Annotated in this window: 13 protein-coding genes; 5 read left to right on the top strand and 8 right to left on the bottom strand. The window is 52.9% G+C overall.

All coding sequences use genetic code 11. The annotated features are described in order from the left end of the window. The gene (locus BOC67_RS23710) at positions 1-876 is read right to left on the bottom strand and encodes an AraC family transcriptional regulator (protein ID WP_291914451.1); all 876 of its coding nucleotides are present in this window, start codon (positions 874-876) and stop codon (positions 1-3) included. A 130-nt stretch (positions 877-1,006) separates the two neighbouring features. Here BOC67_RS23710 and BOC67_RS23715 point away from each other — a divergent pair, with 130 nt between their 5' ends. Together BOC67_RS23715 and BOC67_RS23720 are read left to right on the top strand one after the other, a co-directional pair. Continuing rightward, a complete protein-coding gene (locus BOC67_RS23715) occupies positions 1,007-1,996 on the top strand; it encodes an aldo/keto reductase (RefSeq protein WP_291914454.1) in 990 nt (329 codons plus the stop codon). 215 nt (positions 1,997-2,211) lie between these two features. Next, entirely contained in the window at positions 2,212-2,739 is a 528-nt protein-coding gene (locus tag BOC67_RS23720; protein ID WP_291914456.1) for a GNAT family N-acetyltransferase, read from the top strand. 47 nt (positions 2,740-2,786) lie between these two features. Here the strand turns inward: BOC67_RS23720 and BOC67_RS23725 are convergent, their stop codons facing one another. After that, positions 2,787-3,341, bottom strand: coding sequence for a hypothetical protein (locus BOC67_RS23725; RefSeq protein WP_291914459.1), 555 nt, complete (start codon positions 3,339-3,341; stop codon positions 2,787-2,789). Positions 3,342-3,709: 368 nt separating this feature from the next. Here BOC67_RS23725 and BOC67_RS23730 point away from each other — a divergent pair, with 368 nt between their 5' ends. Then, the gene (locus tag BOC67_RS23730; RefSeq protein ID WP_291914461.1) at positions 3,710-5,173 is read left to right on the top strand and encodes a right-handed parallel beta-helix repeat-containing protein; all 1,464 of its coding nucleotides are present in this window, start codon (positions 3,710-3,712) and stop codon (positions 5,171-5,173) included. A gap of 105 nt (positions 5,174-5,278) precedes the next feature. Here the strand turns inward: BOC67_RS23730 and BOC67_RS23735 are convergent, their stop codons facing one another. Continuing rightward, positions 5,279-5,779: a methylated-DNA--[protein]-cysteine S-methyltransferase gene (locus BOC67_RS23735; RefSeq protein WP_291914464.1), complete on the bottom strand. Its 501-nt coding sequence runs from the start codon at positions 5,777-5,779 to the stop codon at positions 5,279-5,281. A gap of 63 nt (positions 5,780-5,842) precedes the next feature. Between BOC67_RS23735 and BOC67_RS23740 the strand changes: the two genes are divergently transcribed. Beyond that, positions 5,843-6,280: a hotdog fold thioesterase gene (locus BOC67_RS23740; protein WP_291914467.1), complete on the top strand. Its 438-nt coding sequence runs from the start codon at positions 5,843-5,845 to the stop codon at positions 6,278-6,280. 49 nt (positions 6,281-6,329) lie between these two features. On the opposite strand, the gene BOC67_RS23745 is transcribed toward BOC67_RS23740, so the two are convergent. The 3 genes from BOC67_RS23745 to BOC67_RS23755 all read right to left on the bottom strand — a co-directional run bounded on the left by BOC67_RS23745 (position 6,330) and on the right by BOC67_RS23755 (position 9,815). Next, complete coding sequence (locus tag BOC67_RS23745; protein WP_291914471.1) at positions 6,330-7,430, bottom strand: acyltransferase; 1,101 nt, start codon at positions 7,428-7,430, stop codon at positions 6,330-6,332. 172 nt (positions 7,431-7,602) lie between these two features. Beyond that, entirely contained in the window at positions 7,603-8,355 is a 753-nt protein-coding gene (locus BOC67_RS23750) for a M57 family metalloprotease (RefSeq protein WP_291914474.1), read from the bottom strand. A gap of 317 nt (positions 8,356-8,672) precedes the next feature. Continuing rightward, positions 8,673-9,815 carry a BamA/TamA family outer membrane protein gene (locus BOC67_RS23755; RefSeq protein ID WP_291914477.1) on the bottom strand — a complete coding sequence of 381 codons (1,143 nt, stop codon included), beginning with the start codon at positions 9,813-9,815 and terminating at the stop codon, positions 8,673-8,675. Positions 9,816-10,015: 200 nt separating this feature from the next. Here BOC67_RS23755 and BOC67_RS23760 point away from each other — a divergent pair, with 200 nt between their 5' ends. Then, positions 10,016-10,594 (top strand): sigma-70 family RNA polymerase sigma factor, encoded by a 579-nt coding sequence (locus BOC67_RS23760; RefSeq protein ID WP_291914480.1) that lies wholly within the window; start codon positions 10,016-10,018, stop codon positions 10,592-10,594. A 26-nt stretch (positions 10,595-10,620) separates the two neighbouring features. Here BOC67_RS23760 and BOC67_RS23765 read toward each other — a convergent pair whose 3' ends face one another. Together BOC67_RS23765 and BOC67_RS23770 are read right to left on the bottom strand one after the other, a co-directional pair. Further along, positions 10,621-11,268 (bottom strand): hypothetical protein, encoded by a 648-nt coding sequence (locus BOC67_RS23765; protein WP_291914482.1) that lies wholly within the window; start codon positions 11,266-11,268, stop codon positions 10,621-10,623. Positions 11,269-11,338: 70 nt separating this feature from the next. Beyond that, complete coding sequence (locus BOC67_RS23770; protein WP_291914485.1) at positions 11,339-12,142, bottom strand: hypothetical protein; 804 nt, start codon at positions 12,140-12,142, stop codon at positions 11,339-11,341. Positions 12,143-12,321: the final 179 nt, after the last annotated feature.

Below are 12,321 nucleotides of genomic sequence, written 5' to 3' on the forward strand. Positions count from 1 at the left end.
CTACAACGCCCTGTTTTGCAGCCGGTACTTATTGGGCGTCATCCCCGTCACCTTACTGAATACTTTCGAGAAATGCGGCAGGTTGTCAAACCCTACCTCTGCCGCAATCTCCGTATAGCCGGCATCGGTAGTCGCAATTAAATACTGCGCCCGCTCAATGCGTTTTTCATGGATATAGTGTAAAGGCCGCAGGCCCGTGAACTGCAGGAACTGCCGGGAAAAATAATCCTGGTTATGATTCACCCTGGCCGCCAGGAAGGCCACGGTGAGCGGCTCCCGCAGGTGCAGCTGGATGTAGCTGATCGTATCCATGATCCTGGAAGGGATCACATGCCCCGCGCCGCCGCCCTGCGCCTGCTGATCCACAAAGCGGGAGAGCAGCTGCAGGATGATGCCCTGCGTTTCCAGGTACACGGCATCGCTTTGCAGGTTGTTCAGCTCCTGGTACTCCCGGTAAAAAGCGTCCTTTTCATACACCCGCGGATTGTCCGACCGGTTGATGCCCCTGTTGGGATTGATTTGCAGGAGGCGCTTGAAATTGGCAATATCCGCCGCAGTAGCCACCCTTTTCATCAGCGTGCGCTTGTTGTAGAAGAGGGACAGGCCATCCGGCGCCTCCTCAAAAAACTGCAGGAAATACTGACTCAGGTAACTACTGCAATGCAGGTTGCACAAGGTGAAGCTGGGGATTAGGTATAGGTGGCCCGGCGTTAGCTTTATCCGCGCGCCTGGCCCGGAAATCGTGCCCTCGCCTTCGTCAATGTAATATATCCGGTAGTACGGACTGATCACATGTTTGTAGTTCCACCGCGTATCCAGGTGTACATGATCCACATGCAGCAACGAAAATGAATGTTTCAGGAGGCGTTTTCCCATGCCCATAAATCTACTGCATTCAGGTCGGATTTGTATAAAATAAAGTCTTAATTGTAATTGCGGCCGCCTCCCGGGCTAACCTATTTTTGACGGGTTATTGATACTTATCTTATACAAATCAGCAATTTACATGCAGCTTCCGAAAGTCGTTTTTGGTACCAGCGCCCTGGGGAACCTCTACCTGGCGCCATCGCAGGAGGAGAAGAATGCCATCGTGGGGGAGTGCCTGCGGTATGCGGACAAACCCGCGGTTTTTGACACGGCCGGGAAGTATGGCGCGGGCCTGGCCCTGGAAGCCCTAGGGGCGGCGCTCAGCCACTGGCAGGTACCGGCAGGGCAGGTGCTGATCAGCAACAAGCTGGGCTGGTATCGTGTACCCATGAAGGGTAGCGAGCCCACTTTTGAGCCCGGCGTCTGGAAGGACATCCGGCATGACGCGGAGCAACGCATCAGCTACGATGGCATCCTGCAATGCTTTGAACAGGGCAATGCGCTGCTGGGCAACTATCAGGCCCAACTGGTATCCGTACACGATCCGGACGAATACCTCGCCACTGCCGAAACGATAAAGGAGCGCGCAAAAAAGCTGGAAGATATTAAAGCCGCCTACCAGGCCCTGCAGGACCTCAAAGCCGCGGGCCGCGTACTGGCCATCGGCGTAGGCGCAAAAAACTGGGAGGTGATCCGCGAAATTACAGACCAGGTGCAGCTCGACTGGGTGATGATTGCCAACAGTATGACCCTGCATTCCCACCCGGCGGAGCTGGCGGCGTATATCCGTTCCCTGCAGGACCGGGGCATCGCGGTGATCAATTCCGCGGTGTTCAACGGCGGATTCCTGACCGGCGGGGATTTTTATAACTACAAGGCGGTGGACGGGAGCGAGGCCGCGCATGCGGAGCTGCTGCAGTGGCGCAGCGAGTTCTTTGCGGCCTGTAAACTACACAGCGTCAGCCCGGCGCATGCCTGCGTGCAGTTTGGGCTGCAGGTGCCCGGCGTGGCAGCGGTGGCCATGAGCACGAGTAAAGCCGCCAAGGTAAAAGATAACGTGGAGATGGTGAAAACGCCTATCCCGCCTGCATTCTGGGCCTACCTAAAAAGCAGGAAACTGATCAGTTAACCCCGGGACGTCACAAAAAAATTTGTCAGGACATATAACAATCCTGCGAAAATTTCTATTTTTGCGGATCAAAATCTATTTTTTGCATCACACACACGCACACAGGCAGCTCCCAATGCCTGGAATTCTATAACGGATAGTTCCGCTCGTCCGTCTTCACCGCAGTTGCTGCGGTGCTGTTAATCTATTGTCTTTTTTATTACAACCAATTCATTATGTTTTTCCTTGAAACGGAACGGCTAAAGCTGTTTCCTTTAACCCATGAGCTATTGCAGTTATGCGACCAAAACCGGCCGGAGATGGAGGCCCGGCTTGGATTATACCCCAATGAAATGAAGATCCGGGAAGAGTATGCGGTAGAGATCCGCGATGCCATGGAATACTTTTGGCTGCCGCAAACGGCCGCCCATCCTGACTGTTACCACTGGTACACCAACTGGGAAATAGTACTGACGGCGGCAAATATTTCCATTGGCGGCATCGGCTTTGCCGGCGCGCCGGACCCGAATGGGCTGGTGGAGATCGGGTTTATGCTGGACGAAAACTTCCACGGGCAGGGCTATGCGTCCGAGGCGCTGCATGCGATGCTCCGCTGGGCTTTTGCGTGCGGAGAGGTGCGGGCGGTGGTAGCGCGGACTTATGAGGACAATGCCGCCTGCCGCAAGTTGTTGCTGCGTGCGGGTTTTATCCCCAGCGGTGCGGACGGGCGGCTGCTGACGTATAAGAAATGCAGGTTCCCCTGAGGGCGGTCGTGGGGGGGGAAATGCATCTTATAACGTGTACGGATATATTAAAAAAAGATCTTGTCCCTGGCGCATACCCATTCCGGTGCATTGATGGGCACCAGGCAGGAGAGCATGTCGTAATAGGGAATGTCCGCGTACTTGCTGAAGTCCCCCGGTTCGTGGACGAAAAAGTCGGACCGGACCACGCCGCCATCCCCGTAACGCACCGGCACCGTGGCATCGTCCAGCCTGCATTTGGGGCAGATGGCGCGCCCGCTGCCGCCCATGCTGATGCGGATAGGGAAGGAAATACGGATGGTTGCCGTATCGGCTGCCTTTTTCAGGTTGACCGTACCGATGTACCGTTGGCCAACTCCCAGCCCGCCTGTAAAAAGGTCCACTTCCGTTGGTATGCGTTTGCTGAGTGTAATATAAAAGTGACCGGTGGAATCCGCCTGGCCTTTCGCAAGGACCTTGTTGTCCTTTCGCGCAGTAATTTCAATTAACCACTTGGGAAAGGGATGGACCGCCTGGCGCTTCTCGTAAAACTGCCCTGAAATGGTTATGGCGCCGGTATCGGCGAGGAACAGCCAGGGGATAAGGAATAGGAGCTTGTGCATCTTTAAAGGGAATAGGTTGCACTCAATATACAAATTTTTGCCGCCTTGGGCTTGCGGCCATGCAGTGGCTGCTGCTGCATTCATTTTATGCAGGATAAATAAATTCCTGCTTGCATTTATTAATTTTTCTCCGTAATTTTTCTTTACAATCACGTTATGACCAAAATCTGTTAATACTTTTTCCAGGGCGCTCCATCTCACTACTCAAAATGCAAACTCTTTCCCTGTAAGCCGGAAAGGCATTCCCCTGCAATTCGCACCGCAAAAGGCGAAGCGCTGTTGGTATGCCCGGCCCCGGGGAATGCAAACGTCCTGAAGAGTAAACCGAAAATCTTTAAGAGTAGGTAATCACCGTTTAAATTTCACGTATGTTTAATGCTCCCCCAAGAGGGTTCCGCCTCATTACGCTCGCTGTATTGTTAACTTCGTATAGCCTGTCGGGTTGCCAGAAAGAGCCGGGCGAAACCGCCGCTGCCCCCGGCGCCCGTACCGAAGCCGTCACCCTGGCGCCGGCACTGCACTATTATTTCGTAGCGCCCAATGGCGATGATGCCAACCCCGGTACGGAAGCTGCGCCATTCCTGACCATACAGCGGGCGCAAACCGCCGCCGTGCCCGGCGATATCGTGTATATCCGCGGCGGCAATTATACCATGAGTACCAGCCAGATCGCCGAGAACGGTACGCTCTATGCCAGCGTGACCAAGCTCAGTAAAAGCGGTACGGCTTCCGCGCGCATCCAGTACCTGGCCTATCCGGGGGAAACGCCCATTTTCAACTACGCCAACGTAAAGCCCGCCGGCAAACGCATTACGGCCTTCCTGGTAACGGGTTCCTACATCACGATTAAAGGCATCGAAGTAGTAGGCGTGCAGGTGACCATCACCACGCATACGCAGAGTGAATGCTTCCGCAACGAAGGCAGCAACAACATCTACGAGGCGCTGAAAATGCACGACGGTATGGCGATCGGTTTTTACCTCACCATAGGAGGCAACAACCTGGTGCTCAACTGCGACGCCTACCGCAACTGGGACAGCGTTTCCGAAACCGGTAAAGGAGAAAATACCGATGGCTTCGGCGCGCACCCTTACAAACAGGGCGTAGGCTATACCGGCAACGTGTTCCGCGGCTGCCGCGCCTGGTTCAACAGCGATGACGGCTTCGACCTGATCAATGCCTATGAAGCAGTGACCATCGAAAACTGCTGGGCATTCTATAACGGCTACAGCACCAGCTTTGCCAGCCTGGCCAACGGCAACGGGATCAAAGCCGGCGGCTTCGGGGTGACGGATGCCAGCGCCGTGCCGCCGGTAGTGCCGCGGCATATTGTGCGCTTCTGCATGGCGGTAGGTAATAAGTCCGCGGGATTTTATGCCAATCACCATCCGGGCGGGCTTACCTTCGAAAATAATACCGCCTATAAAAATGCCGTGAATTACAATATGCTGAACCGCAGTGCGGACTTCTCTTCCGACGTGCCGGGATGGGGCCACTACCTCTATAACAACCTGGGATATGCCGCTACCAGCAGCGAGGTGAGTAACCTCAACCTGGGCGCCTCTACCGCCAGCAATAACTATTTCCAGCTGTCCGGCATCACGGTGAATGCGGCGGATTTCAGCTCCACGACGGAAAGCCTTATGTCCCAGGGGCGCCACTCTGATTTTACGCTGCCGACCAACACATTTTTACGGCTGGCGACCGGGAGCGACCTGATAGATAAAGGCGTGAACAGGGGTTATACGTACACCGGGGCGAGTCCTGACCTGGGCTGCTTTGAGGTAGGGATTAACAAAAGCCCGATTCCTTCAGGCCCGGTAGCGCCTTAATGCAATCGTGCATCGCAGTGCCTGCCGCTCTTGCGGGACGTTTGGGGGGTAAGGCGCTGCGATGTATTGTATGGGATTACCCGGCGGGTAAAGGGCGCTTTGCTTTCAAAACAGCGTATTTGTTTTTTTAATCGCGCCTTCCAGCGTGAGTAGTTTTTCCTTCACTGCCACGCCGCCTGCAAAGCCGGTGAGGCTGCCGGAACTGCCGATCACACGGTGGCATGGCGCCACGATGGAAACCGGGTTTTTACCATTGGCAGCGCCTACTGCGCGCACCGCCTTAGGGTTCCCCAGCTGTATGGCCAGCTGCTGGTAGGTGCGCGTTTCCCCATAGGGAATCTGTAACAATGCTTCCCATACCTGCCGCTGAAAAGGCGTGCCTTCCAAATGTAAGGGCAGCTCGAAGCTACGGCGTTTACCGGCGAAATATTCCCCTAGCTGCTGCACGGTATCATCCAGCAGGGGGTGTGGATCGTTATTTCCGGATACGGGCAATTTTACCCTGCTGCCATCTTCTTTCTCCCACAAAATAGCCCTCAACCCCTGATCAGTGGCTATTATCAGCAGCCTGCCCACCGGCGTGTCCATATTCCTGTAATAATACATAGCAGCAATTTACAACTTTGCGAAAAGATACTTTATATTTATCCCATACACCAAATCAAACGAATGACGACTAAAAGCATCTGGTACAAACCTGTATCCATAGCCACTTTGAACGAAGAGAATGCCGGCACCCTGAATGCGCATTTAGGAATGGAATTTACGGAGGCAGGGCCTGATTACCTCACGGCTTCCATGCCGGTGGACCACCGTACCGTACAGAAATACGGCATCCTGCACGGCGGGGCTTCCATGGCGCTGGCGGAAACCGTTGGCAGTATTGCCGGCACACTGGTGATTAACCCGGAGGAATATATTTGTTTTGGTATGGAGATCAATGCCAATCATATCCGCAGCGCCCGCAGCGGCCGGGTGTACGCTACTGCCAGGCCTTTGCACCTGGGCGGCCGCACACAGGTTTGGGATATCCGTATCAGTGATGAGGACGGGCAGTTGATTTGCGTATGCCGGCATACGGTGGCAGTGGTGCCTAAAAACCGGTAAGGATTACAGGAAGTATAGCATTTGCAGCAGTGTGTAATAGCTTATAACCCTACCGGTTGCTCTTCTTCAGCAATTTTTTACTAAGATATCGCCGTACCGGCACATCATACCAACGCATGGCCATATACGCCACCGCAATTAATATCAGCACGCCGGAGACAATCACCATACTAAGTTCTGTTTTTCCCGGCTTATAGTTATTGAAGTAGTTGGCAAAAATCCAGATGGCGCCGTAGTGCGTCATATACAGCGGGTAAGACAGCTGCCCGGAAAATTTGCAAACGGGTTTTAAGGCCGGCGTCAGCGCAGCGCCTGCGCCCAGTGCTATCAACAAGGGAAAATAAACCAGCACAATGCCCAGCTCCACCAGCCAGTTCTGCGGAAAATAAGGCATCATCAGCGCGGCGAGCAACAGCAGGGTAAGCCCCGGGAAGCCCAGGCGGTTAGGGATGATCAGCCGGTAGCGGTAAATCAGTATGCCCGCCGGGAAGGAATAAGCCACCCTGGCGAACCCGTGCCAGAAAGTGCCGCCGCTCCAACCGCCCACTACGTTGCCGGCAGTATAGGCCACATAACTGATACCACATGCGGCCACTATGGTTAAGAGGATCATTGCGCGGCGGGGCAGGCGCCATAACACCAACGCATATACGATATTGGCGATATACTCCCAGAACAATGACCAGGAAGGGGCATTGAGGGAAAAGAGGTTGAAGTACCTTTCTTCCATCACGGGGTAGGGGATCAGCAGCAGGGAGGTAAGCAGGATCAGGGCCAGGCTGCCGGCGCCATAAGCGGCGAAAGGAGGCACGATTGGGTCCAGCAGGTAGAGGAGGAAGGCCATTACCGCTCCCAGCGCCACCAGCGGATGCAGGCGGATCAACCGTTGCAGGAAGAAGCGGCCCAGGCTCATTTGCGGCATACGGTCGTCGTATGCATAAGCCATCACGAAGCCGGACAGGCAAAAGAAGAAGTCCACCGCCAGGAAGCCATGCCCCACGAAGTTCGTGGCCGGGTCGGTAAACACCACCTCCATGAAATGAAAAATTACCACCATTACAGCGGCAACGCCTCTTAAGCCATCCAGAATTTCATAATGTTTTTTTGTTGGCAACGCATCCGGCCTGGCAACCATTGTTCCTGTTTCCATAATTAACAACTACACGCTAAAAAAAGTAAGTGGGCAATATAAGGCCAGGAGCGTGAATATGCAAGCTTTTTGGGATGGGCGGAAAGGCTGGAGGGGAAAGTGAATGCCTTCAGGGGTGGAAAAAAAGAAGCACCCCATTACGGGGTGCGTTCTTATGTAAGACAGGAAACTATTAATATAAAACCGCAGCTGCCTGTTTGTCTTTATCGGACAATACAGTAGCGCCGCTGCCGCACTGGCCGCCGTTCATGAGGGAGCTGGCGTCAGGGCCGCCTACGCCTGGTACGTCGATCGCGGTGGACTCGCCGATAGAAGCCCAGTTGGTATGACGGAATGAAACGTTGTGGCCCATTTCATGGCAAATGGTGCGCGCGCGTTGGGCAAAGCTGTTGCCGGCGATGTAGTTTTTGTTGATGCGGATCAGGTTACCTGCTTTACCGCCGCTGGGGAAAGTACCCTGTCCGCAAACGCCGTTACCGAGGTTGTAGTTGGTGATCAGCACATCGTAAGCGCCGCTGGTAACCACCGTCCAGTGGATGTTGCAGCCGCTGATGGAGTTCCATTGACTGATAGCGCTGTTGATCTCGGACAGCATGGAGGTCATGGAGGCATCTACAAACAAACGGATGTTAGCCACGTTGGTAGCGGAAACGAGGCTGCCGGTGTAGTATTGCTCTGTAGAAACATTCGGGATAACCATATCCTTCGGGAAGCGGATATCGCCTTCTACGATGTACTCGCCCGGTTGGTCAACAATGCTGTGGGCCGGGAATCCCAGGCCAATAATGTAGTTGTACACTTTCTTGGCAGGGTCAGTGGTTTCAATGACAGATTGCGGTGTTGCCGGGGCGTCAGCAGATTTTTTACAGGATGCAATGGCAATTACAAACAGTACAGCCAGCAGGAAGAACATGTTCTTTTTCATGTTGTGAAGCGTGTGTTTAAGTGATTGAAATGGTATTGAGTGAAAAAAAATCCTGCACTTTGAATACCTATAGGCAAACCAGGTCAACTATGATAATTTTCATTACCAATGGTTACGACAGATACAGTAAAATAAATACGTGCAAACCAGCTGAAACTTCAGCCTGATGCGCTCTCCGAAAATTTGCTTGAATGGGTTTGAATAGGTTAAACTACGTTCAGATTTTGGTTATGGCAATAATACAAATATTTATCGAGTAGCAAAATTTTTTTTGCCGGCGCTATGAAAAATGGTTGCAGCGAGTAATCGTACAGGCTTCAGAATACTTCGTTTATCCCAAAGTAGAATCCCGACTGATCCGCGCCCATGCCGAAGTCCAGCCGGATATTCACCCGGTTTTTAAACTCCCATCGGTAGCCGATGCCGTAGCTGATGAGCGTTTGATCCAGTTGTATTTCCTTATAGGCCGGGCACACGTTGCCTGCGCCGATCCACACTACGGCGCCGCTGCGGCCGGCAATTTTCTGACGCAGCTCCACTTGGCCGCTGACGTACTTCTTATCCCGGTAGCGCCCTTCGAAGTAACCCCGCAGGCGGTTGCTGCCGCCGGCTTCCGCCAGGAGGGACCACGGCACTTCCCCGAAATTGCTTTCCGTATAAAAGTCCGTTGCCAGCAAACCGGTAGCCCACAAACGTTTATACCAGTCGAACTGCAGTTCCAGCTTTCCGAATACATGATCGTTCCCGAAAGTGCTGGGGAAGAACCGGTAGCACGCGCGCACATACATGCCTTTGGACGCGTTGGGAATAAAATCGCGGGAATCAAAGCTGATAAAGGGGCCCAGGCCGAAGGCAAAGATGTGGTCCGGCTGCATCAGGGGCTTGCCGGCGCCGGTATCGATCTTTTGGGCGCTGCCATCGTTGAGCATGACGGATGCGCCGCCGAAGAGGCGGCCAGCAATTTTTGCGCTGAAGTCCGCCGACAATTTTTTTGTGACGAGCGTGTATTTCGTATAGTCGTCCTTGTGATGCCCGTTTTCATACCCTATGCCCCAGTATTTATTCGGCATGGAGCTAAAGGAAGCTTTTGCCAGGAGGCGGAATTTTTCCTTGGGGAAGATGGTATTGCTGTTGATCCCGATGCCATAGAACCCGGTAAGGGATACGGAGCCATATACCGAGGCGCTGGACGCCGGCAGGAGGGAGTCCGTACGGTCCGTCTTGTATAGTCCCGCTGCCATAACGACGATTCCGCCGCTGGTTTCCGGGGCATAGTAAGGCCCGCCGATCACGCTGCAATCGAATTTTTTATGCTGCTTTTCTTCGTTGGTGTGTTTCAGGTAGTGAATGATGCCGTTAAACATCCCGCGGGGGGCGCTGGTGTCAGCCGGTTGCTCCGCCTGCCCGGCGGCCGCAATTGTACTTAAAACAAAAAACAGTAAACCGAAGTATTTGATCATATCGCTGGCCTCTCCACCTTATAACACCAATTTTTTCAAAAGGATGAAGGCGGTAAAAATTTTCCTGCGCCGGCAGCGGAGGGTGGGGCCAACAAGCCGTTAAAAGGAAGCACAGCTGAACAATCGGTAGGGAAAAACTGTTATATATGGCCTTATTGATGCTAAGGATCATTTTCAGACTTCCAAAATGACTGTAGGTTATGCATGAAAGCGAATACTGGAATTCCTTTAAATCCGGTGAAGTAAACGGTTTGGAAGCCCTGTACGGGCAATATTACCAGTCTCTGGCCAATTACGGGTACAAGTTCACCCGCGATAACGTATGCATAGAAGAAAGTATCCAGGACCTCTTCCGCAGGCTCTGGCAAAACCGGGAGTGGATCCATCATGCCACTGCCGTGAAGCTCTACCTCTACCATTCTTTCCGCCGTATTTTGCTGGGTAAGCTGGAATATGGGCTGGATGCCGGTGACGAGTCCCCTGAAGAGGAGGCGCCGTTTGAGTTGCAGTTGAAAAACGAACACCCGCTGTTCTCGGGCGAACGGATGTCCGCCCTGTTGCACCGGGCCCAAACCCTGCTGGGCGCTATGGCCCACCGGCAGCGGGAGATCCTGTTCCTCCGCTATTACGAAGGCCTCACGCACGACGAGGTGGCCCAGGTCATGAACATGCATATTTCAGGAGTGTCCAGGCTGATGTACCGCACGCTGGATCATTTGCGGAATAAGGCGTGTAATTTTTCCCTGTTGACTTTATTGTACCTGTTGCGGCATTCGTGATTGTTACAATGGGGTAGCGATCCTCCTTAATTCAAAGCCGTCGTCATTTTCACATTCAACGACTCGTAATACCTGGTCAGGTTACTGATATTCCTGATCAGGGAATCTTCGCCGTTGGACTGCCCTTTGGCGTAGGCGATCAGCTGATGGCATATTTTAACGAGCGCGCCGGAGCGGCTGCCTGGAGCGGGGGTGAGCGCCTGTGCCCGCAGCATGCCATATTTTTCATTGTAAGCGGAGAAGAAGTAACGCACCCCGTCGAGGCCGGGGTCGGCAGGAGCGCCGGTAGTGGTCAGCGCGGCTTCAAAAAGGTCTTTTATTTTAGTGGCGAGTTCTTTATCGATAGGCCGGCAAACGGACAGCGGCTTGTCCGGCACAATGCGTTTCTGCTGCAACGCATCGTAATAGGCTACCTTGATATTGGATTTGAGTTGGTAGCCTTTGGCGTCCCGCTCAACGGAGAGGGCGTATTCCGGGCTGAACGGCGGTATTACCACTACCCGTGCCAATGGCCGTTCCGCAAAGCGGTACAGCAATTTCTGATACAGATGATTGTAAAAACTATCAACCGCATTGCGATTGGGTTCGAAAGGTTCCAGCTTGTCGGCCGTTTGCGCAACAGATGGGAGGGCGGTCAGCAGGCATAATACCATGCCCGGAATAATACGTCGCACTCCGCTGGTAGTGAGTTTTAGCATGACAATCTAGTAGCTTTTGGGTATATATCGTATGGCGGCAACAATCTTACATCATGCCTGCCATACCTGCATTCTCGTTATATCGTTTTACTTTATGGTACCTGCAAACCAGCTCCACCAGCATATCATAGGCTATGGTGCCTATCACTTCGCCCTGGTTGTACAACCCTATTACCTTCCTGTATTTTTGCGGCCGGGTGGCTGCCGTGCTGAAGGCTACGCCTTTATCCAGCTGCCGGTATTCCACCGGGTCTATCACCTCGTGCCCCAGCACCATTTCAAATCGGCCGCCCATGGTGTTTTGCGGCATCAGGTCGGGCCCGGAAGGAAGCGGGCCGCCAATTCTGTCCGCATCGCCGCTGATCGGATTGAGTACCAGCGGGTGGGAATGCACCGCAAAGTCAAGCTGATCGCCTCTTTTTACCAGTGTTGCCTTTGCCTGTTGAATAACGTTCGGGAAAATGGCATCGATAATTCCACGCTCAATATCTGACATTTTGGATCCTTTGCCCACCACGAAGAAGTGTTCCAAACCAAGGGAATCGGATAGATGGTAGGCGCTCGTGATGTGGTCCAGTAATGCAATGCCGGGGTTGAGGAGGTAATAGCCTTTTCGTACTGTTTCCTGAATATTATCTTTTTCGGTAAAGACAATATAGTATTCGCTTTTGCCATTCTTTTCAACGAAGCGTTTGCCCTTCAGGTTGAAATACTGTGTAGTGCCGGTGCTGTCGGAGAGTTCCAGACTGTCTGATAAAGATAATAAGCTTTCCTTATTATACAAATAATGATCATCTTTTGTTTGAAAGCCAGAGGCTGCCAGGGTATTATCCTTGTGTAAATCATGCATTAACGCAACAAAAAAGATTACACCTATGACGGATAGTAAATAAAACTTATTCATTACCGGGGGTGGCGGGGGTTATGGAATTACAGGTTATCGGGGAATAATGGACTCATCAAATTAATAAATTTTTTCGTTTTCTGATCAGGAAATTATCAGCGGAGCCTGTCAGTGCCGCCGCAGTG

The sequence above is a fragment of the Chitinophaga sp. CB10 genome (assembly GCA_001870995.2).
GTDB lineage: Bacteria > Bacteroidota > Bacteroidia > Chitinophagales > Chitinophagaceae > Chitinophaga.

Coding starts and splice junctions, on each gene's coding strand:
- BOC67_RS23710 (WP_291914451.1), bottom strand. CDS start 876: ATGGGAAAACGCCTCCTGAAACATTCATTTTCGTTGCTGCATGTGGAT.
- BOC67_RS23715 (WP_291914454.1), top strand. CDS start 1,007: ATGCAGCTTCCGAAAGTCGTTTTTGGTACCAGCGCCCTGGGGAACCTC.
- BOC67_RS23720 (WP_291914456.1), top strand. CDS start 2,212: ATGTTTTTCCTTGAAACGGAACGGCTAAAGCTGTTTCCTTTAACCCAT.
- BOC67_RS23725 (WP_291914459.1), bottom strand. CDS start 3,341: ATGCACAAGCTCCTATTCCTTATCCCCTGGCTGTTCCTCGCCGATACC.
- BOC67_RS23730 (WP_291914461.1), top strand. CDS start 3,710: ATGTTTAATGCTCCCCCAAGAGGGTTCCGCCTCATTACGCTCGCTGTA.
- BOC67_RS23735 (WP_291914464.1), bottom strand. CDS start 5,779: ATGTATTATTACAGGAATATGGACACGCCGGTGGGCAGGCTGCTGATA.
- BOC67_RS23740 (WP_291914467.1), top strand. CDS start 5,843: ATGACGACTAAAAGCATCTGGTACAAACCTGTATCCATAGCCACTTTG.
- BOC67_RS23745 (WP_291914471.1), bottom strand. CDS start 7,430: ATGGAAACAGGAACAATGGTTGCCAGGCCGGATGCGTTGCCAACAAAA.
- BOC67_RS23750 (WP_291914474.1), bottom strand. CDS start 8,355: ATGAAAAAGAACATGTTCTTCCTGCTGGCTGTACTGTTTGTAATTGCC.
- BOC67_RS23755 (WP_291914477.1), bottom strand. CDS start 9,815: ATGATCAAATACTTCGGTTTACTGTTTTTTGTTTTAAGTACAATTGCG.
- BOC67_RS23760 (WP_291914480.1), top strand. CDS start 10,016: ATGCATGAAAGCGAATACTGGAATTCCTTTAAATCCGGTGAAGTAAAC.
- BOC67_RS23770 (WP_291914485.1), bottom strand. CDS start 12,142: ATGCATGATTTACACAAGGATAATACCCTGGCAGCCTCTGGCTTTCAA.